The organism is Parafrankia irregularis (genome assembly GCF_001536285.1).
Lineage (GTDB): Bacteria > Actinomycetota > Actinomycetes > Frankiales > Frankiaceae > Parafrankia > Parafrankia irregularis.
In genome coordinates, this window is sequence record NZ_FAOZ01000003.1 from 1 (window position 1) to 24,921 (window position 24,921).

Here is a 24,921-nt window from a genome sequence, read left to right on the forward strand (position 1 = left end):
GTCAGCTCCCGGATCCGCGCCCCCAACCGCTTCCACTCCCGCGGATCCTGCGTCGCCTCATCCGACCAGAACCGATACCCCTCCGCCGCCCGGTCGATCACCAGCTCCGCCCCCATCGACCGGCAGATCTCCGCCTTCGCCGGCGACGACACCACACACACCGGAATCGCACCACCCCGCAACGCCATCTGCGTCGCATACGACCCCAAACCCCCCGACGCACCCCAGATCAGGACCACATCACCCTGCTTCATCCCCGCACCGTTACGCGACACCAACTGCCGATACGCCGTCGAGTTCACCAACCCCGGCGACGCCGCCTCCTCCCAACTCAAATGAGCCGGCTTCGGCATCAACTGGTTCGCCTTCACCAACGCCAGCTCCGCAAGACCACCGAAATTCGTCTCGAACCCCCAGATCCGCTGCTCCGGATCCAGCATCGTGTCGTTGTGACCCTCGGGCCGCTCCAACTCCACCGACAGACAGTGCGCCACCACCTCATCCCCCGGGAACCACGCATGCACCCCCGGCCCCGTCCGCAACACCACACCCGCCAGATCCGACCCCACCACGTGATACGGCAGATCATGCCGCCGCGCCAACGGAGACGTCCGCCCATACCGCTCCAGGAAACCGAACGTCGACAACGGCTCGAAAATCGACGTCCACACCGTGTTGTAGTTCACCGACGACGCCATCACCGCCACCAACGCCTCACCCGGCCCCAACTCCGGCGTCGCCACCTCATCCACATGCAACGACTCCCGCGGATCCTTGTCCCGCGACACCCGCCCCTCGAACAACCCCACCTCGTCCTTCCGCACCACCACACCCCGATACGACTCCGGGACTGGTAGGGACGCGAACAGGGCGCGGCGATCCTCCGTGTGCGGAACAGCTGACTGGACAGCGTCAACAATGTGCTTCATATGAGGTGGTCGCTCCCGTCCGTCAGACGCCGAGATGGCGCGCGATCAGCATCTTCTGCACCTCGCTGGTGCCTTCACCGATCTCGAGGATCTTCGAGTCCCGCCAGTGCCGGGCCACCGGGTACTCGTTCATGAATCCGTAGCCGCCGTGGATCTGGGTCGCCTCACGGGCGTTGGTCACCGCGGCCTCGGAGGAGAACAGCTTCGCCATCGCCGCCTCCTTCTTGAAGGGCAGCCCGGCGAGCATTCTCCAGGCGGCCTCGTAGTACGCCGTCCGGGCGACGAACGTCCGGGTCTCCATCTCGGCGAGTTTGAAGGCGATGGCCTGGTTGCGCGCGATCGGGGCGCCGAACGCCTCACGTTCCTTCGCGTATTTCACGCTTTCGTCGACGCAGGCCTGCGCGAGCCCCACCGAAAGCGCCGAGATGGCGATGCGCCCCTCGTCCAGAATGGACAGGAAGTTCGCGTAGCCGCGCCCGGGCTCGCCGAGCAGGTTCGCCTCCGGCACCCGTACGTCCTGGAACGACAGCGGCCGCGTGTCGGACGCATGCCAGCCGACCTTCGAATAGGGCGCGCCGGCACTGAAGCCCGAGGTCGGGACCGGGACGATGATCGAGGAGATCTGCGGGCGGCCGTTCACCGGCTCACCGGTCACCGCGGTCACCGTCACGACCCGGATGATGTCCGTCCCGGAGTTGGTGATGAAGGCCTTCGAGCCGTTGATCACCCATTCCCCGCCCTCGAGCCGGGCCGTGGTGCGGGTGCCACCCGCGTCACTGCCGGCGCCCGGCTCGGTCAGCCCGAACGCACCCAGCGCCCGGCCGCTGGCCAGCACCGGCAGCCATTCCTCCCGCTGCGCCTCGGTGCCGAACCGGTAGATCGGCATCGCGCCCAGGCCCACCCCGGCCTCCAGGGTGATCGCCACCGAGGAGTCGGCCCGGGCCAGCTCCTCGATCGCCAGGCACAGCGCGAAGTAGTCGGCCCCCTGGCCGCCGTAGGACTCGGGGAACGGCAGCCCGAACAGCCCCATCTCCCCCATCTGCGCGATGATCTCGTACGGGAAGGTCTTCGCCTCGTCATGGATGGCGGCGGCCGGGGCCACCACCTCACGGGCGAACTCCTCCACCGTCTTGCGCAGGCTTTCGTGTTCCTCGCTCAGTCGACCCTCGACCATGGCCCGTCCCTGTCTCCTGCGTTGTGGAAAGTGCTGGCTGGCGGTGTGACGAGTCCCGGCTAGGGCCGCTCGGCGCGCGGCCGCGGTGCCTCGTCTGTGACCTGCGGCCCGGCGGCCTGCGGCTCGCTCGCCGGCTCGCCGGCGCCCGGCTCGACGACGGCGGGCTCGACGACGGCGGGCTCGACGACGGCAAGCAGCGCGTCGAGCGCGACCGAGTCGCCGACCCGCACCAGAACGTCCTTGACCAGGCCGGCGAGCGGCGCGACCACCGTGTGTTCCATCTTCATCGCCTCGACGACCACCAGCGGGGCACCGGGTTCGACGGTGTCCCCGGCCCGCGCCCGCACGTCGACGACGATGCCCGGCATCGGGCTGCGGGCCTCGCCGCCCTGCTCGCCCGCGGCGCTGTCGCCGCCCCGCTCGGCGTGGCGCTCCGCCAGTGACCAGGCGAAGCCGTCGGCACCTGCCCAGAGGGCGCCGGGGGTCACGGCGATCTGCCAGCGCCTGGTCAGCCCGTCCAGGGTGACCAGGGCCTGCCCCGACCGCACCGCCGCGGCGGGGGCCTGCGCCACCTGGGTGACCGGGCCGGCCGGGGCCGCCTGCGCGGCCGGAAGCCAGGTGAGCTCGGCGGTACGCGGGTCGGCCTCGTCGACGCGCACCCGCAGGCCGCCGTCGGCGGTGCGCAGCACACCGACCTCGCGCACCGGCCCTCCGGTGCCACTCGCACCCGCGCCCGCCACCGACCAGCGGGCCCACACCGGCTCGCCCAGCCGCCAGCCGGACGGGACGTCCCACGGGTCGACGACCGCCCCGGTGGGGATCAGGGTGTGCGCGCTGACCAGCGCGAACACCGCCAGCGCCTCGTCCGCCGTCGGAGCGCCGACGACCGCGCCCCCCACCGCCCCGGGGTCGGGCTCCGGCGCGGGGGCGGTCAGCGCCTCGAGGTGGCGTTCGACCAGGCCGGTGTCGAGCCGGCCGGCGCGGGTGTCGGGATGTCTGATCAGCCGCCGCAGGAAGCCGATGTTGCTGGTCACTCCCAGCAGCGTCGTGTCGGCGAGCGCCGCGTCGAGCCGGGCGAGCGCGCCGGCGCGGTCCGGGGCCCAGGCGATGACCTTGGCCAGCATCGGGTCGTAGGTCGCGGCGACGGGCGAGCCCGCCATCAGGCCGGAGTCGACCCGCACTCCCGCGCCGGCCGGTTCCCGCAGCACCAGGACGTCGCCGCCGGTCGGCAGGAAGCCACGGGCGGGGTCCTCGGCGTAGACCCGGGCCTCGACCGCGTGGCCGGTGAGCCGGACCTCGTCCTGGGTGAGGGTCAGTCGCTCCCCGGCGGCGACCCGCAGCTGCTCGGCGACCAGGTCGACGCCCGTCACCAGCTCGGTGACCGGGTGCTCGACCTGCAGCCGGGTGTTCATCTCCATGAAGAAGAACTCGTCGGGCCGCTCGGTGCCCACGACGAACTCCACCGTGCCGGCACCGACGTACCCGACGGCGGCGGCGACGTCCACCGCCGCTCCCCCGATGCGGGCCCGGGTGGCGGCGTCGAGCAGCACCGACGGCGCCTCCTCGACGATCTTCTGGTGGCGGCGCTGCAGGCTGCACTCGCGTTCACCGAGGTGGATGACGTTGCCGTGGGTGTCGGCGAGGATCTGCACCTCGATATGCCGGGGGATGTCGACGAACCGTTCGACGAACAGCGTGTCGTCACCGAAGGAGGCCGCGGCCTCGCGTCGGGCGGAGCGCAGCGCCTCGGGCAGGTCCGCGGGGTCGCGGACCAGGCGCATGCCCTTGCCGCCGCCGCCCGCGGCCGGTTTCACCAGCACCGGGTAGCCGATCTCGGCCGACGCAGCGACCAGGTCGTCGTCCGTCATGCCCGGTTCGATCCGGCCGGGGACGACGGGGACACCCGCCGCGGCGACGGTGCGCTTGGCGGCGATCTTGTTCCCCATCAGGTCGACGACCTCGGGAGACGGGCCCACGAAGACCACACCGGCGGCGGCGCAGGCCTGCGCGAAGGCCGGGTTCTCGGCGAGGAAGCCGTAGCCGGGGTGGATCGCCTGCGCGCCGGTGGCGGCCGCGGCGGCGAGCACCTTCTCGATGTTCAGGTAGGAGTCGAGCGCCCGGGCCGGGCCCAGGCGCACCGCCACGTCCGCCTCGGCGACGTGGCGGGCGTTCGCGTCGGCGTCGGAGTACACCGCCACCGACCGGATACCGAGCTCGCGCAGGGTCCGGAACACCCGGACGGCGATCTCACCGCGGTTGGCGACAAGCACCGTGTGGAACATCGTCCTCACATCCGGAAGATGCCGTAGCCGACGGGTTCCAGCGGCGCGTTCGCCGCGGCCGACAGCGCGAGACCCAGCACCGTGCGGGTGTCCGCCGGGTCGATCACGCCGTCGTCCCAGAGCCTGGCGGTGGCGTAGTAGGGGTTGCCCTGGTGCTCGTACTGCTCGCGGATCGGCGCCTCGAACGCCGCCTGCTCGTCGGCGGTCCAGCTGCCGCCCCGGGCCTCGATGCCGTCCCGGCGGACGGTGGAGAGCACGGCCGCGGCCTGGTCGCCGCCCATCACCGAGATCCGCGCGTTGGGCCACGTCCACATGAACCGCGGCGAGTACGCCCGGCCGCACATCGAGTAGTTGCCGGCGCCGAACGATCCGCCGATCACGACGGTGAACTTCGGTACCCGGGCGCAGGCGACGGCGGTGACCATCTTCGCGCCGTGCTTGGCGATACCGCCGGCCTCGTAGTCGCGGCCGACCATGAACCCGGTGATGTTCTGCAGGAACAGCAGCGGGATCTGGCGCCGGTCGCACAGCTCGATGAAGTGGGCGCCCTTGAGCGCCGACTCGCCGAACAGCACCCCGTTGTTGGCGATGATGCCGACCGGGTGCCCGTGCAGGCGGGCGACCCCGGTGACCAGGGTCGAGCCGTACTCCTTCTTGAACTCGGCGAACCTGCTGCCGTCCACCAGCCGGGCGATCACCTCGCGGACGTCGTACGGCGTGCGCGGATCCGCCGGCACCACCGAGTACAGCTCGGACGTCGGGTAGAGCGGCTCCTCGGTCGGCACGACGTCCCACGGCCGGGGCGCGCGCGGCGCGAGCTGGCCGACGATACGCCGCACGATCGTCAGCGCGTCGGTGTCGTCCGCGGCGAGGTGGTCGGTGACGCCGGAGCGTCGCGAGTGCAGCAGGCCGCCGCCCAGCTCCTCGGCGCTGACGACCTCGCCGGTGGCCGCCTTCACCAGCGGCGGGCCGCCCAGGAAGATCGTGCCCTGGTTGCGGACGATCACCGCCTCGTCGCTCATCGCCGGGACGTAGGCTCCGCCGGCGGTGCACGAGCCGAGCACGGCCGCGATCTGGGCGATGCCGCGGGCCGACATCGTCGCCTGGTTGAAGAAGATCCGGCCGAAGTGCTCCCGGTCCGGGAAGACCTCGTCCTGGCGCGGCAGGAACGCGCCACCGGAGTCCACCAGGTAGACGCAGGGCAGCCGGTTGTGCAGCGCCACCTCCTGGGCGCGCAGGTGCTTCTTCACCGTGATCGGGTAGTAGGTGCCGCCCTTGACGGTGGCGTCGTTGACGACGACGACGCACTCACGCCCGGACACCCGGCCGACACCGGTGATCATCCCAGCGCCCGGGGCCTCGTCGTCGTACAGGCCGGCGGCCGCGAGCGGGGACAGCTCCAGGAACGGGCTGCCGCGGTCCAGCAGGGTGTCCAGCCGGTCGCGGGGCAGCAGCTTGCCGCGTTCGACGTGCCTGCGCCGCGCGGTCTCGGGCCCGCCGAGCGCGGTCCGGGCCAGGGTGGCGCGCAGTTCGTCCACGAGCTGCGCGAACGCGGCGGCGTTGCGGCGCGCGGGATCGTCCTTGACATCGACCAGACTCCGCAGGGGCTCGCCGGGCGCTGTCCGCTCCCAGGAGGCCGGGCGGTCGATGTTAGCGTCGACTAACATGCGACGCAGGCTAGCGGGTCCGGGCCCGTCGTGTCGAGGCGAAGCCCCGTGCCCCCGCACGAACTCCGGGAGGCAGCCCACGCCAGGCCCCCCGGACGTCCCTCGGGGACCAGGGCGGACCGGGCTGTTTCCGCGCAGCCCGACGTCCCGTGCCACAGCACCGGACGACGACGGTCGAGGCCGGGGCGGCACGGGACGGCGGTATGGACTGGCAGCGCACAGGAGCGTGCCGCCATCGACTCGTCAGCAGCGAGTCACAGGCGAGTGGCATGTCGCCGATGGCGACCCAGCACTGGCGACGTGCCGGCAGTGCTGGGCTCGGAGGAGGGGCTCGGCGGCTACAGGCGAGGCCCCACCACGACGCTGGGAACACTCGTGCTCGCGCCGTTGCGCAGGACGTTGTGGACCACCCGGACAAGCTCGTCGACGGGCAGGAAGTTCTCCGTGATGTATCCGCGGCTCTGCCAGATCGGATGCACCTCGCCGACGAGACCGAGGTCCCACCCGGAGGTGAACCCGGTCATGGAGTCGCCCTCACCACCGGTGCAGTTGCCGACCACAACCCGGGTGAAACCGACCTTCGGATGCTCGACCTGCCACGCCTCGACCAGTTTGTCCAGCGCGGCCTTGCTGACGGCATAGGCGCCCAGGCCCGGCCACGGGTCGGTGACCGACGCGCTGACCGTCGAAAGGTATGCGGCCGTGCCACCGCTCTCGGTAAGGTAAGGAATCGCCGCCGCGGTGATCAGTGATGCACCGATCACGTTCGTGGCAAAAGTGCCGTGCCAGGTTTCGGCGTCTATATCAGCCAGCCGGATGAGCGGCCCGACGCCAGGCGAGTAGACCAGGGCGTCGATACCGCCGAGGCCATTCACCGCCTCGTCGATCGCCCGCTTGCAGGAGTCCGCACTGGTCACGTCGCACTCGATCGCGAGGGTGCCCTCCCCGGCCTCCTTCGCCGCATCGACGAGCCGGTCGCGCCGCCGCGCGAGTAACGCGGTCGGGGCACCCTCCCGCGCCAGGCCGATCCCGATACAGCGACCCAGTCCGCTGGACGCCCCAACAACTACTGTCCGCATCGTTCCACTCCCCTGCAAACGGTATTCTCCGCATAAAAGAGGTGCCTTATCAGGAGCGACGCTACAACACGAAGCGGTCCGCGTGTCGGGTTATCCGGCCCGGACCGCGACACGCCGCATCAGCTCAACGACGAATCCACCAACCGATGTGCCCTGGTAGCCGCATTGCCACGGATGGTGCGGTGACGCACCGACCCACCGGGCGACCGCCATGCCCACCCGTCGACGCGCTCCCGGCCGCCCGGGGCTCCGACCCGCGCGGCCGGCCGTGGCCCATGACCGGACCGGCCGCCACCCGTAAACGACCGCGGCCAGCCCCACCGGGCCGCGGGACGATGGCAGGCACCTTTAGCGGAGAGCGCTTCGACACGCACCTACCAGATCCAGGGAAGAGACCAGAAATCCACGGCGCCGATAGTATAGTCGGCTGTACTTACCCTAACCGAACACCACCGATATAACCAGGCTCCGCCGATAGTCAGCACCACCGGCAGCACCAGCCCTAACAACAGTCCGACACCACCGACCTGCACATGCGGGCCCCGCCCGCGGCACTCAATGTGGCCGGTCCCGCACGCTGAGGAGAAGGCATTGTCGACGGCCGCGCCGACCGACCGCGAGAAGCCGAACGGGCCACGTTCGCGCAAAGGAGCGGCGACGCGGGCACGCCTCCTCGATGCAGCGAAGACCGTCTTCGAGAAGGACGGGTTCCTGGAGGCGAGAATCTCGGACATCGCCGAGCAGGCCGGCCTGTCACACGGCTCCTTCTACCACTACTTCGATTCCAAGGAGCAGATCTTCCGCGAGATCGCCAAGGAGATGACCGACCTCCTGAACGCTCCGCTCAGCACGGCAATCTTCATCCCCTCCTCAACCGCGCCACCCCGGGAACGCATTCGGGCCGGGATCCGGCGGTATCTGGAGAGCTATCGGGCGGAAGCCCGCATCATCGGTGTGATCGAGCAGGTGTCCCGTTACGACGCCGAGCTCAACAGTGAGCGCTTCCATCATCAGCAGCGCGACCGCGACCGGGTCGTCGGCTCCATCCGCCAGCTGCAGGCGCTCGGGCTGGCCGCCCCCGACATCGATCCCGCCATCGCCGCGCACTCGCTCGGCGCGATGGTTTCCCGTTTCGCCGAGATGTGGTTGGTGCAGGGCCTCGTCGAAAGCGACCTGGAGCTTGCGGCCGAGCAGTTGGCCCGCCTGTTCGGCAACGCGCTGCAGCTGCGTGACCGGCCCCGGCCCCAGGACGCGCCGGACGATGACGACGCCGACGGTCCGCGCCCGTTCCTGCATCCCCGCCCCCATCAGGGCTAGCCCGAAGCGGCGGCCCAGCCGCGGCCCGCGCCGGGCCTGCATGGCCCCCCATCAACGAAGGCGCCTCCGGCCCCCAGGCGGGGTCCGGAGGCGCCTTCGCGTTCACCAGTGTGCGGAACCGAGTCAGTGCGCCGGTTCGAAGGCCTGCGTGACGACGTCACCTGCGTCGGCGCTGGCACCGGTCCACTCGACCGAACCGTGGCCGAGCAGCACGACCCGGTCACACAGGTCGAGCGCGTGCGCCACCTGCTGCTCCACGATCAGCAGGGCGGTGCCCTGCTCCCGCAGCTTGCGCAGGGCCTCGTAGAGCTCCGCGACGATGATCGGCGCCAGGCCCAGCGACAGCTCGTCCGCGACGAGGATCTTGGGAACCTCGACCATGACCCGGGCCATCGACAGCATGCGCTGCTGCCCACCGGACATGCTGCCCGCCAGCTGCCTGCGTCGCTCCCCCAGCACCGGGAAGAGCTCGTAGGCCTGCTCGAGCGCCTCGCGGACCCCGCGCTTGCCACGCACCCGACCGAAGGAGAGGGCGAGGTTCTCCTCGACGGTCAGCGTCGCGAACACCGACCGCCCCTCGGTGGCGTGGGCGACGCCGGCACGCGCGTACCGGTAGGGCTTGGCGCCCGTCATGTCGGTGCCGTCCACGTGGACGGTGCCCTGCGTCGGTGTCACCAGGCCGGAGGCGACCCGGGCGACCGTGGTCTTCCCGACACCGTTGGAACCCACGAGGGCGAGCGCCTCGCCTGGCGCCACCTCGAACGAGACACCGAACAGGGCCCGGAACGGCCCGTAGCCGGCCACCACGTCGCGCAGCTCAAGGACCGGGGCCTGCGGCGCCGGTGCCGGCGCCGGCACCACCGCCGGCGCTGCTTCTGCTGTTTCCGTCTTCGATCCTGCCGCTGCCGGCACCGCTGCCGCCGTCGGCTCGGATGTCGCCGTTTCTTCCGAGGTCGGCCCGGTCATCGTGCCTGCGCCCTCCTCGACCGCCTGTGCGTCGCTCAACTCTTCACCTCGAAGTTCCCGAGATAGGCGTCCCGGACCTCCTTGCTGGCCATGACCTCACGGGTCGGGCCCTCGGCGATCAGACGTCCGAAGTCAAGCACGTAGGACCGCTCCGTGAAGCTGGTGACCAGCTCGACGTCGTGCTCGACCAGAAGGATCGCGAAGCCCTGCTCGCGCTGGACCTCCTGGAGGGTCTTCGCCAGCGCGGAGGTCTCCGACCGGTCCAGGCCCGAGGAGGGCTCGTCGAGCAGGAGCAGCTTCGGCTCGGTCATCAGCGCCCGGCCGACCTCCACCAGGCGCCCCTGGCCGAGGCTGAGCCGCTCGATGGGCTCGTCGGCGAGGTCGAGCAGCCCCAGCAGCCCCAGGACCTGGTCACACTGGGCCAGCTCGGCGGAGGTCGGCCGACCCAGGCCGATCATGTCCTTCCACAGCCGGCCGGTGCCGCGCCGGACCCGCTCGGCCACGAGCAGATGATCACGAACGGTGCAGTCCGGGAACAGCTCGATCCGCTGGAAGGTGCGGCCGATTCCCGCCCGCACCCGACGGTAGGCGGCGACGCCGGTGACGTCCTTACCCGCGATGGCGACGCTGCCACCGTCCATCGGCAGCACGCCGAGCAGGCAGTTGAAGAACGTCGTCTTCCCGGCCCCGTTCGGCCCGATCAGCCCGACCCGCTCGCCCTCGTCGATCGCCATCGTCACGTCGTTGAGAGCGACGATCCCGGCGAAGCGCTTGGTGACGCCGGTGGCCCGCAGTACCTCGGTCACGAGACCACATCCTCAGTTCGCGCCGGCGAGGAGGCGGCCGGCCGCTCCGACTCTCCGTTGGAACCCGACCTCACCGAGACGCCGGCCTCGGTCGGTGTGGCGGCGGCGCCCTCGCCCTCGGCAGCCGACGCCGCCGGCGGGGTCGCGGATGGCTCGGCGTTCTCCGCAGCGGACACCGCTGGTTCGGCGGACTTCGGCGTGGCAGGCGCGGGTGCCGCGGGCTCCGCGGGTGCCGTCTGCGTGGCAGGCGCCTCGGCGGCTGCGGCGGGCGCCTCGGCGGCGGCCGTGGTTTCCTCGGACTTCGCCGCGGCAGGCGCCTCGGCGGCCGGGGTCTTCGCCGGGGCCTGCGCGCCGGGCTCGGTGGGTGTGGCCGCGGCGGGCACCGCCGCCGCCGGCTCGGCCGGCCCGGCCGCCGTGCCCACAGCACCGACGCCGCCAGCCCCCGCGAGTGCCGGGGTGGGCGTCGGAAGGAGGTTCGTCAGGAACGCGGGCAGCTTCATCTGCCGTTCGACGAGGCCCTCGGGATGCCGTGCGAACTGCAGCGCGGCGAGGCCGAACAGCACGAACACCCAGTTACCCGTGATCGGGAAGAAGTCCGGCACGGCATCCTCGCTGCGCGCGATCCAGGCGATGAACGTGCCCGAGAGGATGAGCGGCTCGAACAGCGCGAACGCCGCGGCCGCGTTGAGCGCGCCCCGGATCGTCCGCGAGCCCAGGGTGACCACCATGACCACCCAGAACAGCGCCGCGAACGGCCCGAAGTTCGTGCCGTAGCTGACGTCCTTCTGCGCCATGGCGAGCAGCGCGCCGCCGAGCCCCGCGATGAAGGCGGAGACCGCGAAGGCGATCAGGCGGACCCGGGCGGAGGAGATGCCGATCGACTCGGCGCCCACCTCGCTGCCGCGCATCGCCACAAGGGTGCGGCCGAACGTCCCCTTGCGCAGCTGCAGCACGACGGCGGCCACCACGACCAGGACGATGGAGGCGAACACCAGGTAGTACTTGTCGTCGCCGAGGTCCCAGGGGCCGATGACCGGTCGGGGCACCGTGGTTCCCTGCAGTACCGCCTCGTCGCCGCCGCCGACCCAGGAGAGCTTCACCAGCACGGCGTCGAAGAAGTAGGCGAACGCGAGCGTCGCGATCGCCGTCCAGATGCCGCCGAGGCGGCGGATGGGCAGCGAGAGCAGGGCACCGACCACGGCCGCCACCGCGGCTCCGATCAGGGCCGCGACCAGCACCGACAGGTCGTAGCGGACCACCATCTGGTACACGGTGAAGGCACCGATGGCGGCGAACGTGCCCTGGCACAGCGAGATCTGCCCGGACATGCCGGTGACCACCGTGATCGACAGGAAGATGATGCCCATCACCACGGCCTTCGTCACCAGGAAGACCCACAGCGAGTCGCCCCTGGTGAGGACCACGGTCGCGGTGACCGCGAGGACGGCGAGACCGACCAGCCTGATGATCATCGCCAGGCGCGGGTCACGCACCTCACCGCCGAGCGAGGGCGGCGGCGGCTCGACCCCGGCCAGCGGGTCACCCGAGTCGCGGGACCGCCGGATGCTGGGAACCAGGACCACGACCGCGAAGAGCACCACGAAGGGCACGGACGGAGTCAGGTTCTCCTGCACCGTCTTGACCCAGGCGTGGTCGTCGGACCAGCGCGGCAGGAAGGTGTTGAGCTGGGCGATGACGACGCCCAGCAGAATGCCGCCGCCCAGCGCCCCGGGCAGGCTGGTGAGCCGGCCGATGGCCGCCGCGGCGATCGCGACCACCATGACGCTGAAGAAGTCGGCGGCGGCGAGCGTGTTGAAGCGCGGTGCGATGAGCACACCGGCGATTCCCGCGAAGAACGACGAAAGCACCCAGGAAAGCGCGGAGATGCGGTCCGCCGCGATGCCGTTGAGCTCGGTCATCTTCGGGCTTTCGACCACGGCCCGCATCCGGACGCCGATCGCGCTGAACCGGAACAGCGCGACCAGTCCGACGACGGCGACGAGCACGACGCCCATGCTGACCAGCTCGTCGCGGCTGAACGCGTACACGCCGAACGGGTCGTAGAAGACGTTCGCCCCGTCGGGTGCGACACCGACCGGAGTCTCCCCGGCGACGGCCGTGAACTTCGCGAGGATGTCGAACAGGTACGGGATGGCGACGGCGAGACCCGCGGCGACGACGAGCCGGGCGACCGCGGGCGCCGTCCGCAGCGGCCGGAAGATCAGCCGCTCGAGGACGAGGCCGATCAGCGGCGGCAGCACGAAAACAGCCAGGATGACCGCCGGGACGGTCGGCCACTCCCACGTGATCCGCGCCTTGAAGTACATGGCGGCGGAGACGTAGGCCTGCGCGCCGAACGCGAGGTTGAAGACACCGGAGGTCTTGTACGTCAGGACGAAGCCCAACGCGACCAGGGAATAGACGACTCCCGGCGGCAGGCCCTGCAGCAGCGCCTGAAAGAAGTCGTGCGCAACAGAAGTATCGTTCATGGCCCGACCGCTCAGCTACCGGAGCTAGTATCGAAGTGAGCCGGGGCGCTGCGTGCACTCCTGGCCGGTGGGCATGTGGTGGCCGGTGGACGAGTTGACCGCCGAGAACGGAAACGCTGCCGCTTCACCGTGTCGTCATTCCCTTGAAATCGAGGTACGGGAAATACTGCCGCCACGACGTGCCCGTGGGGCAGTGAGCCTCTTCCACCTCACGGCCCACGGTCAGGGGGGTCGTGAGCCCGTGTCGACGGGTGGAGAAGGCTCAGTGTTCTGCTGTCGTGTTCCGTCCTGGCGCCGAGCCGGCGCTGGCTCGCCCGGTGGCCATCCGGGCGAGCCAGCCCACTCACTCGGTGTTACGGGGCCGGAACCTCCAGCACGAGCGCGCTGGCCATACCGCCGCCAGCGCACATCGCGGACACCGCGAGACCACCACCGCGACGTCGCAGCTCGTGGATCAGCGTGATCACCTGACGCGCGCCCGTCATCGCGATCGGGTGCCCCAGGCTGCAGCCGCTGCCCAGGATGTTGACCCGGCTGTCATCGATCTCCAGCAGCCGCGACGCGGCGACCGCCACCGAGGCGAACGCCTCGTTGATCTCCCAGAGGTCGATGTCGGACACCGAGAGCCCCGCGCGCCGCAGGGCCTTCGGAATCGCCAGGGTCGGCGCGATGCCGGTGTCCACCGGCGGCACACCGACCGAGGCCCACGCGCGCACGACACCCAGGGCCTCCAGCCCGTTCGCCGCGGCGTAGGAGCTGTCCGTGATCACCATGGCGGCCGCACCGTCGTTCGCGCCCGCGGCGTTGCCGGCGGTGATGCTGAACCCCTCGATCTCGGGGTGCAGCACCTTGAGCCCGGCGAGCCTTTCCATGCTGGTCGTCCGACGCGGGTGCTCGTCGACCTCGAAGGTGAAGCTCGTCCCGTCCCGCCGGGGCACCTCGATCGGGAAGATCTCCTCCTTGAAGGAGCCGGCGTCGATGCCCGCCACGGCCCGCTGGTGCGACCGCAGGGCCCAGGCGTCCATCTCCTCACGGGACACCCCGGCCTTCACCGCGGCGTTCCAGCCGACCGTGATCGACATGTCGTAGTTGGGCGCCTCGGCGGAGTTGCGGTGGGTGGGCGAGTACCAGTCCTCCACCTCGTCGGTTCCCGGCCGGCGCCGCTTCGCGCGCGGCGCGGTGGACGAGGAGTTCGTCCCGCCCGCCACGACGACCCGGTCCATACCGGAGCGGATCGAGGCCGCCGCCGTCTGCACGGCGACGAGCCCGGAGGCGCAGTGCCGGTTGTGCGCGACACCCGGAGCGCCGAACAGGCCCGCCTCGATGGCGGCGTAGCGCGCGATGTCACCGCCGCCGTACAGCGACTCCCCCAGCACGACATCGTCGATGTCGGCCGGGTCGACACCCGAGCGCCGAACCGCCTCCGCGACGGCCCGCGTGCCGAGCTCGAACGCGTCGACGTCCACGAGGGAACCCTTGACCGCCGTACCGATCGCCGTTCTCGCGGTCGAAACGATTACCGCTTCATGATCCGTCACGTTCGCTCCTCTGGTGGGGGCCACGAACCTCACAGCGATCCAGTACAGACCCCGGGGCTGTGAGGTGCCTCATACTACTGATGTCGATGTCGATGTCAAGACAAACCCGGACCCGCTGAGCCACCGTTACGGGAGCCTCTCTTGTCCGAGTAAAGATTGACGCAGCAGGCGATTTGCCGGCCAATTCCGGGGGCGGATTCCCGCCGCCCGACAGACCGATCTTCCACTGCGCAACCCGTCCATTACCCGACGTCGCTGCAATCTGACAGTCCTGTGCCAGCCGCGCGGTATCCGCGGACAGGCAGCGACTACCTGCCCAAATCCTCTCAGACCGCATCCGAGAGTGTCGACTTCTGCCTTCCGCCTGGCGAGAGCGATGAGATCAGTGGCCGAGAGTGCGGTACTCACAATGGGAAGCGAGCGATCCGATGAGACCGGAAGACGCCGCGGACCAGCTGCCGCCACATCGAAGACCCAACATCTGGCCGGGGTGACCCGTGAAGGGCCGCGCGGGACCCCGAACACATCCAGGGCGTTCCCCCCGATCGAGGAACGCCCTGGGATTGCGGGCCGCACTCGGCGCCCCGGGAGTACTGGGGTACCGGGTACCCGAGGTGGTGGGGAGATCTAGAGATGACTCCCGGAGGCGGCCATGGCGCGGATCATGTTGTCCTGCACGAACGACGCCACCAGCCCCTGCCCGCCGCGGTAGGCGTCACCCTGCCCGTAGCTGCGGCCGTGCCCGGCGAACGTGCTGCGGTGCGACAGCAGCAGCCAGTCCCGGGCCGGGCTCGGCGCGTGGAAGGTGATGGTGTGGCTGAGCACGCCGGTCGAGATCGACCGGTGCGCGAGTGCCTGGCCGACGCCCGGGTGCGGGCGCATCGCCGTCGCGATGAGGAAGCTGTCCGTCGAGAACGCCAGCAGCGCCTGGCTGGTCACCGGGTCGTCCGGGGCACCGGGCCAGCGTGTCCACACGTCCAGCTCGGCGGGCCCGATGGCGTCGGGGTCGTTCAGGTCGGCATCGCCGACGATCTGGATCTGCCAGTTGCCGGCGCTTTCGGCCGGATCCGGCGCGGCAGGCAGGATCGGGGGCGCCGGGTGCGTCGCCGCGTAGCTGATGAAGTCCGGCTCCTCGGCCGACAGGAGCACCTGGGACTGCACGCACAGCCGGCCGCCCTGGCTGATCGACACCAGGCTCGTCGCGAGGCTACGGCCGCTGTGCACCCGGCTCACCGCGATGTCGAGGTCGACGTCCGGCTTCGCGGCCCGCGCGAACACCGTGTGGAGCGTCTTGACCCGTTTGCCCTCCTGGCCCTGTTGCGCCGCGACCAGGGTCTGCGCGAGCAGCTGGCCACCGTGGACGACCGGCCCCCCGGTGCCGACGCTGCCGGCCCGGTAGTGATCGGTGGCCACCGGCTCCAGCGCGAGCGTGGCGAGGACGGAATCGACGGAGAACATCGGCTACCTCGAACCGAGGTGCCGCGCGGCGGCAGGGCGGACGGGCGCGCCGTGGAGATCCAACGAATGTCACCTTTCGTCGAGGCGAACGCAGGTGGAGACGTCGGCGCGACCCGCGGGCCCGCGGCACCGCGAGCGGTACCCGAGTACGCGGATCGCCGACGAGACCACCGGCGGCTGGCCGCCCGGGGCAGCACCCCAGGGCTTGCGGCCCGGGCACGGTGGGACACACCGCCCGGACCTGCTCCAGCATGGCCGGATCCAGCGTTCACTGTCGACTTCTGTCCAACGGCCGCAAGCGGCCGCTCCCCTGCCGCCTCCGGTGCGCCTGCGCCAGAACCCCGGTCAGGCGCCCGGTTCGGGTCAGTAACTGACCGGGGTCAGCTACGCGGTTCGGGGCGGCCGGGCTGTTCGCCGCCGCGGGCCTCGCCGTAGGACCGTTTGGGCACCATGACCTTGCGGCGGTAGATGCAGACCAGGGTGCCGTCCTGGTTGAGGCCGCGGGTCTCCACCGTGACGATGCCACGGTCGTCCTTGCTCTTCGACTCCACCTTGTCCAGCACGGTCGACTCGCCGTAGATCGTGTCCCCGTGGAACACCGGCGCCACGTGCCGCAGCGACTCGACCTCGAGGTTCGCGATCGCCTTGCCCGAGACGTCGGCGACCGACATCCCCAGCAGCAGCGAGTACACGTAGTTGCCGACGACGACGTTCCGCTTGAACTGGGTGGTCTTCTCGGCGTAGTTCACGTCGAGGTGCAGCGGATGGTGGTTCATCGTCAGCAGGCAGAACAGGTGGTCGTCGTACTCGGTGACCGTCTTGCCCGGCCAGTGTTTGTAGACCGCGCCGACCTCGAACTCCTCGTAGTACCGGCCGAACTGCATGCCCCACTCCCTCTTTCCGGCTACCTGGCGGTAGGAGCGGGCTGGGACGGGTCGTACACCCGCCCGCTCATGCGAAACAACTCCTCGTGCTCACCGCACCCCGCGGGAACCCGACCGGCGGGGTACGGCGGGTTCGGCCGGCTCAGCGGGGAAGCCTGTACTCCTGGAGCAGCGCGCGGCTGATGATCCGCTTCTGCACCTCGGAGGTGCCCTCACCGATCAGCATGAACGGCGCCTCCCGGTACAGACGCTCGATCTCGTACTCCTTCGAGTACCCGTACCCGCCATGAATCCGGAACGACTCCGTCGTCACCTCATGGCAGTACTCACTCGCCAGGAACTTCGCCATCCCCGCCTCGACGTCGTTCCGCTGCCCGCTGTCCTTCTTCCGGGCAGCATTGACCATCATCAGGTGACCGGCCTCGACCTTGGTCGCCATCTCCGCGAGCTTGAACGCGATCGCCTGGTGGTCGGCGATCTGATGACCGAACGTCCGCCGCTGCTGGGCGTAGGCGATCGCCAGCTCGAAAGCCCGGATCATGATCCCGCAGGCCCGCGCCGCGACGTTGACCCGCCCGACCTCGACCCCGTCCATCATCTGGTAGAAGCCCTTGCCCGCCGCGTCGGGCCCGCCCAGGATCGAGCTCGCCGGGGTGCGATGCCCATCGAGGATCATCTCGGTCGTCTCGACACCCTTGTACCCGAGCTTGTCGAGCTTGCCGGGGATCGTGATCCCCCCGTGCGTCCCGAAACCGGGCTCCTTCTCCAACAGAAACGTCGTCATGTTCCGGTACACCGAGTCCGCACCCTCGTCGGTCTTCACCAACGTGGCGACCAGCCCGGCGCGGGCACCGTTCGTCAGCCACATCTTCTGACCGGTGACCAGGTAGTCGTCACCGTCGCGGTCCGCGCGGGTCGTGATCGCCGAGACGTCCGACCCGCAGCCCGGCTCGCTCATCGAGAACGCGCCACGCACCTCACCGGTCGCCATCCTCGGCAGCAGCCGCGCCCGCTGCTCCTCGGTGCCGTGCTGCAACACCAGGTACGCCACGATGAAATGGGTGTTGATCACACCGGAGACACTCATCCAGCCCCGGGCGATCTCCTCGACCACCAGCGCGTAGGTCAGCAGCGACTCACCGAGGCCTCCGTACTGCTCGGGAATCGTGATCCCGAACAGCCCCATCTCCTTCATCGCCTCGACGATCGCGTCGGGGAACTCGTCCTTGCGCTCCAGCTCGTTCGCGTACGGAAGGATCTCCTTGTCCACGAACGACCGCACCGCGGCGAGGATGTCCGCCTGGACATCCGTCAGCCCGTCGGTCTGCGCAACCCTGCCCATCGCGGCTCCTGTGTCGTTGATCTCGGCGAAAACCAGCGAAATACCAGCCGGAGCCCGGCAGCCTACCAGCGAGTAACAAGCGAAGGCTACCCGCGAGTAACCAGCGCGGGCAGCCGGCCTCCGCTCAGGCCTGCGGCGGGGTGAACGTCGCGGTGCGCGCCATCCCCGCGGCCCGGCCCTTGCCCGCGATCACCTCCGCCATCTTGCGGCTCGCCTCGTCGATCATCTCGTCGCCGAGCATCACCGCACCCCGCAGACCACCCGCGGCCGACGTGTACCAGGCATACGCGTCCAGGATCAGCTCGGCGTGGTCGTAGTCCTCCTGCCGCGGGGCATAGATCTCGTTCGCCGCCTCGATCTGCCCCGGATGCAGCACCCACTTGCCGTCATAACCCAACGCCGCCGACTTCTTCGCCACCCCACGGAACGCATCCACATCCCGGATCTGCAGGAACGGCCCGTCGATCGCCTGCACACCCCGCGCCCGCGCCGCCTCAAAAATCTTGAACAGCACGTAGTGGAACGGATCGCCCGGATAGTCCGGCGTCAGCGCACCGACGACGAGCGACGGCATGTTGATCGACGCCATGAAGTCCGCCGGCCCGAAGATGGGCTTCTCAATCGTCTCGATCCGCGGGCTCGCGAACGCGATCTCCTTCACGTTCGACAGACCCAGCGCGTTCTCGATCTGGGCCTCGATACCGATCCGACCGACCTCGAAACCCATCACCTCCTCGATCTGCGTCAACAGCAGATCCAGCCACTGCACCTGCGCCGCGGTCTGCACCTTCGGCAGCATCACGCAGTCCAGGTTCGCGCCGGCGCCCTCGACGACCGTGACCACGTCGCGGTACGTCCACTTCGTGGTCAGGTCGTTGACCCGCACCACCCGGGTCTTCCCCGCCCAGTCACCCTCGTTCAGAGCGGCCACGACGTTGCCGCGCGCCGACTCCTTCGCGTCCGGAGCAACGGAATCCTCAAGATCACAGAAGATCTGGTCGGCGGGAAGGCCCTGCGCCTTGCCCAGCATCTTCGGGTTCGAGCCAGGAACAGCCAGACAAGACCGGCGAGCACGCAGAGGCATTCTTCTCGAAAACTCCTTCGTCGGGCCGGCCGGCCAGGGCGCCCGGATGCGGTTGTCAGCCGGATGCGGTTGGTCAGCCGGAGCGCGGTTGGTCAGACCTGGTCAGGCGCATCAAGGCACGGCCGGCGTGGCGTGCGGGCCCCGCCACGGTAGTCGATGGGCCTTACAGCGTCCTGCCGGGTCGGCACCTCGGGGAACGCTCCACACAAAATCTCAGACCCACACGCGGCGTCGTGGTGGTGTGCCTGTCGTCACATCGCCATACCGGAGCGATCCCGGCGCCCGCGAACAGTGCCGACACGCAGCGACAGCCGCGAATTCCGGAACGGTCCGTCTCTCTTTCGGGTGCCCGCCGCCCGCGCACCGCGAGAGGTTCACCCGCACCATTTGCCCGCCCGATGAGACCAGAAAAGGCGACACCCGACTGTCACATCGTGGTGGCGCCTTTCCGGCCGGTTCCCTCGGTTTCGCCGCATCCGGTCCCGGTCCACGCGGCCGCGGTCACGTCCCGGCACGGAGGCGGACGCCCGGGGCCCGGATCGGTCAGCCGCCACGCGCCTCGACAAGCGCGCCCCGGTTGACCTTCGTCGCCTCGCTGCGTGGGATCGCGTCCACGATTTCCACCGTTTTGGGCACCTTGTAGGCGGCAAGTCGGCTCTTCGCGAAGGCGATGATCTCCGCTGAGGTCGGCGGTCGCGACGGGTCGACCGGCGCGATGACGGCGTGCACCCGCCGGCCCCACTCCGGATCACGTAGCCCGATCACAACAACGTCGAGAACCTCGGGGTGATCGATGAGCGCCACCTCGACCTCGGCCGGGAAAACATTCGCACCGCCCGAGATGATCATGTCGACACGCCGGTCGACAAGAAAGAGATAGCCGTCGGAGTCGAGATATCCCAGATCTCCGACGGTCTCGAAGCCCTGCCCGGTCTGCCGCAGCTGAGGTGCCTTGCCGAGATACGTGTACCCGCCGTAGCTCGCCGTCGGGGTACGCAGGAAGATCTCACCGATCTCACCGGCCGGCAGGGGATTTCCCGCGTCGTCGAGAATGCTCACCTCGGTACCCCGCATACCGCGCCCGACGCTGCCCTGCCTGCTCATCCACTCGTCACCGCGCAACGCTGTGATGCCGATTGCCTCGGTCATTCCATAGGCCATCAGAATGCGCTCGGAGCCAATCAGCTTCGCCCACCGGTGAACGAGCGACGGCGGCATCGGAGCCGCACCCTGCAGAATCCATTCCAGGCTGGAGAGGTCGCGGCCCTCGATGTCCGGGAGATCCGCGATGCGCTTGAGCATGGTCGGCGTCGCGGTGAAGGTGGTGACCCGGTAGCGCTCGATCACGTCGACGATCCGAGCCGCGTCGAACTTCTCCATCACCACGAGCCGGTCCCCACCGAGCAGGCTGTAGAGGGTGGAGAAGCCGTTGGCGTGGTACATCGGCGCCAGCACCAGGATGACCTGCGGCCGGGGCACCGGGTTGTCGGCCCGCCACAGGTCGATGAACGGTGTGGTGAAGCGTGCGTCGAACACGGCCGGCCTGGTGTTGAGGATGACCTTCGGCGTACCGGTCGAGCCGCTGCTGCAGATCCCGTTCGTCTGCGGCGAGGTCGCGTCGGGCAGGTCCGGGACGTCCAGGTCGGCCGTGGCATCGATCCAGGGCAGGTCGGCCGGCCCCAGATGCACGGGTGCGCCGACCGTCTCGCGCAGCCGGGAGAGCTCCCAGTCCGGCAGGTCCCAGCGGATCGGCACCGGCACGGCGCCGAGCTTCCAGGCGGCCAGCGCGCTGAGCGCGAACTGCGGCGAGTTGCGTAACCCGAGCCCCAGCAGGTCGCCGCCGCCCAGACCCCGCCCCGCCAGGGCCCCCGCGAGCTGACTGGAGCGTCGGTCCAGGTCAGACCAGGTCAGGACAGGCTCCGAGCCGTCCAGTGCGATGTGCCGTAAGGCCGGCTCGTCCGGATGTTCCTCGGCGAGCTGGCGAATTCGCCGGGCGTAGCTGACGTCGTCCACCGCGTGTCCCTCCGTCGGTCCCACCGTCGGTTTCGTCGGGGCACCCACGGAGGGACGATGTGGAAACCGGAAGCAAACCTAACCGTTTCCGTTGTTGGGCGGAAGTGTCACACAACGGCGACCGGCGGGACGGGCCCGCCGCCGCGGCGATCCGATCACACGGTAGCGATCACACGGTAAGCGATCAGGCCGTCGCGGTCGTGCCCGAGCGGCAGCTGGCGACGAACCTGGTCAGCTCCTCGACCCGGTCGGAACGCGCGTCCACCGCGCGGTTGATGATCCGGATCAGATGCTCGTAGGCGTCGGTGTGGTCATAGCGGGCGGTGTCGGCGATCTGCAGCGCCCAGCGCCAGTAGCCGCGCATCGTGTCGGCCAGCGGCATCCGGAACCGCTCGATCACCTCACGGATCGGCTCCACCACGGCGTCGCCGTGGGTTCGGAGGTAGCGCTCGATGACGTCCGCCATGAAGGTGAAGTGCCGGGCCTCGTCCCGGCTGAGCCGGGCGAGCAGGGTGCCCAGCACCGGGTCGCCGACGACGGCACGCAGCTGCTGGTAGTAGAGCTGCGTCGCCTTCTCCTGCACGAGGGCGTAGGCGAACAGCGACACCGCGTCGTCGTGCGGCAGCTCGAACGGCTTGCGCCCCTCCAGCGCCAGTTCGTGGCGCAGCGCGTCCGCCTCGGCGATGCCGGCCTCGGTCTGGTAGCGGAACAGCGCACGGGCGTGGCTGTCCTCCTCCACCGCCCAGCGGACCGTGAAGTGGTACAGCTCGCGGTGGTGGGCGAACTCGGCCGGATCCACGTCCGCGGTGAGCGGGAACCGGCGGGTGTAGACGGCGAAATAGCCCGGGAGATGGTCCTCGATCAGGGTCACGAAGCGGACGGCGGAACGCTGGCCGTCGGTGAGCCGGTCGGCGTCCGCGGCGGCCCAGTCGACGGCGGTCTCGACGTCCCACCGCCGCGCGGGGCTGGAGGCCAGATGGAAGTCGGTCACGGCCTGCGCCAGCTCGCCCGGGGCCAGGAACGGCCCCCGCACCGGGCCGCGCAGGACCGGCTCGCGTGCCGGCGTACTGGTAACCGAGGGTGCGCTGGTCATCGTCGGAGTACTGGTCATCGTCGGTGTGCTCCCGCTCCTGCGCGCGACTTCTGGCAGACCAGCGCGTAGTGCTTCGTGGTGAAGCCCCAGCCGGCGTTGGCGACCTGCAGGTACCGGGTCAGCATCGCCGCCGTGCCCGGCCGGATCGCGTCGATGCGGTCCGCGTTCGCGGCGACGTTCGCCAGCCAGTCCTCGATCGTGCGCCGGTAGTCCTCGGTCAGGTCGTCGACCGACCGGATCGAGAACCCGGCGTCCTCGGCCGCCCTGACCAGCTCGGACAGCGGGCGCATGTCGCCCCATCCGAAGATCGAGTTACGGACGAACTCGGTGCCCCCACGACGGTCGAACTCCGCGTGCGCGGCGGCGTTGCGGAAACACGACTCGGACACGTAGAGCCGGCCGCCACGGCGCAGCGCCGCGCGCGCCCGGCGGAACACCAGGTCCAGGTCGGGCATGTGCACGATCGAGCCGAGCAGGGACACCGCGTCGAAGGACGCAGGCTCCGTGTCGAAGGTCTCGAAGTGGCCCTGACGGGTCCGCACCAGGTCCGACACGCCCAGCTCGGCGGCGCGCTCGGCGATGTAGGCGTGCTGGCGGCCCGCCGGGCTCACCCCGACCGCGTGACAGCCCAGCTCACGCGCGAGATGCAGGACGACCGAGCCCCAGCCGCAGCCGACGTCCAGCGTCCGCTCACCGCCGCGCAGCGCCAGCCGGTCGGCGACGAAGCGCAGCTTGGCGAGCTGGGCCTCCTCCAGCGTCACCCCGTCCGCCCGGTACAGGCCGCTGGAGTACTTGCGGCGGGAGTCCAGGAACAGGCCGAAGATCTCCGGGTCGAGGTCGTAGTGCTGGTTGGTGTCCGCGATGGAGGCCGGGTCCGCGGCAGCTGCCGCGGCGACGGTCGCCGGCGCAGGCACGGCCGGTGCCGGGGCGCCGGTGGAGGTGACGGTCACGCCGCGGCCCCCTCGGCGAGGGCACGCTCGACGACCTCGGTCACCTCGCGGACCGTGGTCACCGTGAAGACGGTCTCGTCGTCGAGCTCGATGTCGAAGGCCCGCTCGATACGGGCGATCATGCGCAGCACCTTCACCGAGTCGGCGCCGGCGACCGACCGCAGATCGAGGTCCGGATCGATCGTGCCCGGGGCGGTCGCGAGCTCGGTGGCGACGATGCCGGTGATGGTCGAGAGCACCGACTCGGCGGCGGTCGTGGACATCAGGACTCCTCGGATGCGGGGACGTACGGGAGCTGGCCGCCGCGCGGCTCGTCAGCCACCGGCCGGTCGGTCGGCGGCTGGTCAGCGAGCGGCCGACCGGCCGGCGGCTGGTCAGCCAGTGGCCGACCGGCGGCGTCAGCGGTAGCGGCCAGGACGCGGGCGAGGCGCCCGGCGGCGTCGTCACTGATCTGGATGCGGTCGCGGGCCGCCTCCAGGGCCACCGGCCGGTAGGTCGCGCGGGCGGTGGCGACGACGGTGCCCGCGGCGTCGACGACATCAGCCTCGGTGTTGATCAGCGTGGAACCGCCCGCGCCCGGGATGATCCGGGCCCGGCACTCGTGCACGGCTCCGACCAGCACCGGCGCCAGGAAGCGCACCCGCATCGCCGTGGTGAACGCGGGCTGGCCGACCCGCAGCACGATGAGGTTGCCCATGGTCTCGTCGCAGATCACGCCGAGCAGCCCGCCGTGGACGACGCCGGGGTAGGACTCGTGTGTCGGGCCGAGCTGGAACGTGGTGGAGATGCCGTCGGGCCGCTCCCGGAAGCGCAGCCGCAGGCCGTGCGCGTTGTGCGGTGAGCACCCGAAGCACTGGTAGTCCTCCAGGACGGTCCACGGCGTCCGCAGGTGCCCGTCGTCAGCGGCCGGGCCGCCGAGCACGTCGGCCAGCGGCTTCCCGGACGTCCCGGCGGGCGCGGTGCGCGTGTCCTCGGTCGCCGCGGTCACCCGAGCACCTCCGCGAGCTCGCGCCGGACCCGCGCGTTGGTAGCCAGGTCGAGGCCGGTCATCGCGCCGAACGCCCGGCGGATCTTGTCCTGCAGGTGCGCGAGCTCTCCCTCGGTGGCCACCTGGGAGAGGAAGAACTCGAATCCGGTGTCGATGGTGTCGTGGTCGCGCAGCGCCTCCAGCTCGCCCTTGAAGACCCCGACCGGATGCTTGATGCGCTGCTCGGCGGTGTAGACGAACAGCGTCTCCAGCACCGAGGCCAGCTCGTCGGGGTGCTCGGCGAGCCGGCGGCGGGTGTAGTGGATGAACTCGCGGGCGTGCGCGGCCTCGTCCAGGCTGGCGTTGGTCATGATCGTGCGCAGCACCGGCTCCTGGACCCAGCCGGCGACCGCGCGGTAGACGTGGTTGACCGTGAGCTCGGAGATGATGTTGGTGGCGAGCGTCGCCGCCGGCGTCGTGCCGGGTGCGTAGGGCTCGCGCATCGCCGCGATCGGCGCCGCCGACACCGGCTCGCCGACGACGTCCAGCCAGGCCCGGAACGCGAAGTGGTGCTGCAGCTCCTGGTAGCCCCACAGGGCGACGAAGGCGGAGAAGTCGTAGTCATGGACGAACTCGTCGAAGAATCCGTGCTGGGCGGCGATCGAGTTCGCCTCGCCCATCACCGCGCCGCGCGCGATCCGGATGTACTCGGGGCGGACGTCACTTCGCCGCACCTCGTCGAAGGGGATGTCGGCGAGCCGCCACACCTGGCGCTCATAGTGGCGGAACACGTCGTAGCTGTGCATGTGCCAGCACCTGCCTGGGACGGAGACGGGGGCCCCGGACGCGCCGGCCCGTGCGGGCCGCGGCGCGGGCCACGGTC

General features: G+C 70.3%; 20 protein-coding genes. 1 reads left to right on the plus strand and 19 read right to left on the minus strand.

What is annotated here, in order from left to right:
* From ccrA to AWX74_RS05095, 5 genes are all read right to left on the minus strand, one after another.
* Positions 1–929: crotonyl-CoA carboxylase/reductase (gene ccrA, locus AWX74_RS05075; RefSeq protein ID WP_091272131.1), on the minus strand; the 929-nt coding region annotated here is incomplete at its 3' end.
* A gap of 22 nt (positions 930–951) precedes the next feature.
* Positions 952–2,103, minus strand: a complete 1,152-nt coding sequence (locus tag AWX74_RS05080) for an acyl-CoA dehydrogenase family protein (protein WP_091272134.1) — start codon at positions 2,101–2,103, stop codon at positions 952–954.
* A 59-nt stretch (positions 2,104–2,162) separates the two neighbouring features.
* Positions 2,163–4,385 (minus strand): acetyl/propionyl/methylcrotonyl-CoA carboxylase subunit alpha, encoded by a 2,223-nt coding sequence (locus tag AWX74_RS05085; protein WP_091272135.1) that lies wholly within the window; start codon positions 4,383–4,385, stop codon positions 2,163–2,165.
* Positions 4,386–4,390: 5 nt separating this feature from the next.
* A complete protein-coding gene (locus tag AWX74_RS05090) occupies positions 4,391–6,052 on the minus strand; it encodes a carboxyl transferase domain-containing protein (protein ID WP_226930880.1) in 1,662 nt (553 codons plus the stop codon).
* Between the two features lie 338 nt (positions 6,053–6,390).
* The gene (locus AWX74_RS05095; protein ID WP_091272137.1) at positions 6,391–7,131 is read right to left on the minus strand and encodes an SDR family oxidoreductase; all 741 of its coding nucleotides are present in this window, start codon (positions 7,129–7,131) and stop codon (positions 6,391–6,393) included.
* Between the two features lie 591 nt (positions 7,132–7,722).
* Here AWX74_RS05095 and AWX74_RS05100 point away from each other — a divergent pair.
* Entirely contained in the window at positions 7,723–8,448 is a 726-nt protein-coding gene (locus tag AWX74_RS05100; RefSeq protein WP_091272139.1) for a TetR/AcrR family transcriptional regulator, read from the plus strand.
* 123 nt (positions 8,449–8,571) lie between these two features.
* On the opposite strand, the gene AWX74_RS05105 is transcribed toward AWX74_RS05100, so the two are convergent.
* The 14 genes from AWX74_RS05105 to AWX74_RS05170 form a co-directional block, all read right to left on the minus strand.
* Complete coding sequence (locus tag AWX74_RS05105; protein WP_091272141.1) at positions 8,572–9,453, minus strand: ABC transporter ATP-binding protein; 882 nt, start codon at positions 9,451–9,453, stop codon at positions 8,572–8,574.
* Complete coding sequence (locus tag AWX74_RS05110; RefSeq protein WP_091272143.1) at positions 9,450–10,220, minus strand: ABC transporter ATP-binding protein; 771 nt, start codon at positions 10,218–10,220, stop codon at positions 9,450–9,452. Before AWX74_RS05110 ends, AWX74_RS05105 begins: the two co-directional genes overlap by 4 nt.
* Entirely contained in the window at positions 10,217–12,709 is a 2,493-nt protein-coding gene (locus AWX74_RS05115) for an ABC transporter permease (RefSeq protein WP_091272145.1), read from the minus strand. The genes AWX74_RS05110 and AWX74_RS05115 overlap by 4 nt, the downstream gene beginning before the upstream one ends.
* Before the next feature lie 353 nt (positions 12,710–13,062).
* On the minus strand, positions 13,063–14,247 hold the full coding sequence (locus tag AWX74_RS05120; RefSeq protein WP_091272147.1) for a thiolase family protein: 1,185 nt from the start codon (positions 14,245–14,247) through the stop codon (positions 13,063–13,065).
* Positions 14,248–14,874: 627 nt separating this feature from the next.
* Entirely contained in the window at positions 14,875–15,705 is an 831-nt protein-coding gene (locus AWX74_RS05125; protein ID WP_091272149.1) for an acyl-CoA thioesterase, read from the minus strand.
* A gap of 380 nt (positions 15,706–16,085) precedes the next feature.
* Positions 16,086–16,589, minus strand: coding sequence for a MaoC family dehydratase (locus tag AWX74_RS05130; protein ID WP_006544585.1), 504 nt, complete (start codon positions 16,587–16,589; stop codon positions 16,086–16,088).
* Between the two features lie 142 nt (positions 16,590–16,731).
* Entirely contained in the window at positions 16,732–17,931 is a 1,200-nt protein-coding gene (locus AWX74_RS05135; protein ID WP_091272152.1) for an acyl-CoA dehydrogenase family protein, read from the minus strand.
* A 124-nt stretch (positions 17,932–18,055) separates the two neighbouring features.
* Positions 18,056–19,015 carry an HpcH/HpaI aldolase/citrate lyase family protein gene (locus AWX74_RS05140; protein WP_091272154.1) on the minus strand — a complete coding sequence of 320 codons (960 nt, stop codon included), beginning with the start codon at positions 19,013–19,015 and terminating at the stop codon, positions 18,056–18,058.
* Between the two features lie 543 nt (positions 19,016–19,558).
* Positions 19,559–21,028 (minus strand): class I adenylate-forming enzyme family protein, encoded by a 1,470-nt coding sequence (locus AWX74_RS05145; protein WP_091272858.1) that lies wholly within the window; start codon positions 21,026–21,028, stop codon positions 19,559–19,561.
* Between the two features lie 184 nt (positions 21,029–21,212).
* On the minus strand, positions 21,213–22,139 hold the full coding sequence (locus AWX74_RS05150) for an acyl-ACP desaturase (protein ID WP_091272156.1): 927 nt from the start codon (positions 22,137–22,139) through the stop codon (positions 21,213–21,215).
* A complete protein-coding gene (locus AWX74_RS05155) occupies positions 22,136–23,071 on the minus strand; it encodes an SAM-dependent methyltransferase (protein WP_397311295.1) in 936 nt (311 codons plus the stop codon). Before AWX74_RS05155 ends, AWX74_RS05150 begins: the two co-directional genes overlap by 4 nt.
* Positions 23,068–23,334 carry an acyl carrier protein gene (locus AWX74_RS05160; RefSeq protein WP_091272158.1) on the minus strand — a complete coding sequence of 89 codons (267 nt, stop codon included), beginning with the start codon at positions 23,332–23,334 and terminating at the stop codon, positions 23,068–23,070. Before AWX74_RS05160 ends, AWX74_RS05155 begins: the two co-directional genes overlap by 4 nt.
* Positions 23,334–24,059, minus strand: a complete 726-nt coding sequence (locus AWX74_RS05165) for a PaaI family thioesterase (RefSeq protein ID WP_091272161.1) — start codon at positions 24,057–24,059, stop codon at positions 23,334–23,336. The genes AWX74_RS05160 and AWX74_RS05165 overlap by 1 nt, the downstream gene beginning before the upstream one ends.
* On the minus strand, positions 24,056–24,844 hold the full coding sequence (locus tag AWX74_RS05170) for a ferritin-like domain-containing protein (protein WP_091272163.1): 789 nt from the start codon (positions 24,842–24,844) through the stop codon (positions 24,056–24,058). Before AWX74_RS05170 ends, AWX74_RS05165 begins: the two co-directional genes overlap by 4 nt.
* Positions 24,845–24,921: the final 77 nt, after the last annotated feature.

What these genes read in the sequence shown, in the direction of transcription:
- AWX74_RS05080 (WP_091272134.1), bottom strand. Translation starts at nt 2,103, where the DNA reads ATGGTCGAGGGTCGACTGAGCGAGGAACACGAAAGCCTGCGCAAGACG.
- AWX74_RS05130 (WP_006544585.1), bottom strand. Translation starts at nt 16,589, where the DNA reads ATGCAGTTCGGCCGGTACTACGAGGAGTTCGAGGTCGGCGCGGTCTAC.
- AWX74_RS05125 (WP_091272149.1), bottom strand. Translation starts at nt 15,705, where the DNA reads ATGTTCTCCGTCGATTCCGTCCTCGCCACGCTCGCGCTGGAGCCGGTG.
- AWX74_RS05170 (WP_091272163.1), bottom strand. Translation starts at nt 24,844, where the DNA reads ATGCACAGCTACGACGTGTTCCGCCACTATGAGCGCCAGGTGTGGCGG.
- AWX74_RS05115 (WP_091272145.1), bottom strand. Translation starts at nt 12,709, where the DNA reads ATGAACGATACTTCTGTTGCGCACGACTTCTTTCAGGCGCTGCTGCAG.
- AWX74_RS05160 (WP_091272158.1), bottom strand. Translation starts at nt 23,334, where the DNA reads ATGTCCACGACCGCCGCCGAGTCGGTGCTCTCGACCATCACCGGCATC.
- AWX74_RS05085 (WP_091272135.1), bottom strand. Translation starts at nt 4,385, where the DNA reads ATGTTCCACACGGTGCTTGTCGCCAACCGCGGTGAGATCGCCGTCCGG.
- AWX74_RS05090 (WP_226930880.1), bottom strand. Translation starts at nt 6,052, where the DNA reads ATGTTAGTCGACGCTAACATCGACCGCCCGGCCTCCTGGGAGCGGACA.
- AWX74_RS05140 (WP_091272154.1), bottom strand. Translation starts at nt 19,015, where the DNA reads ATGCCTCTGCGTGCTCGCCGGTCTTGTCTGGCTGTTCCTGGCTCGAAC.
- AWX74_RS05135 (WP_091272152.1), bottom strand. Translation starts at nt 17,931, where the DNA reads ATGGGCAGGGTTGCGCAGACCGACGGGCTGACGGATGTCCAGGCGGAC.
- AWX74_RS05150 (WP_091272156.1), bottom strand. Translation starts at nt 22,139, where the DNA reads ATGACCAGTACTCCGACGATGACCAGCGCACCCTCGGTTACCAGTACG.
- AWX74_RS05095 (WP_091272137.1), bottom strand. Translation starts at nt 7,131, where the DNA reads ATGCGGACAGTAGTTGTTGGGGCGTCCAGCGGACTGGGTCGCTGTATC.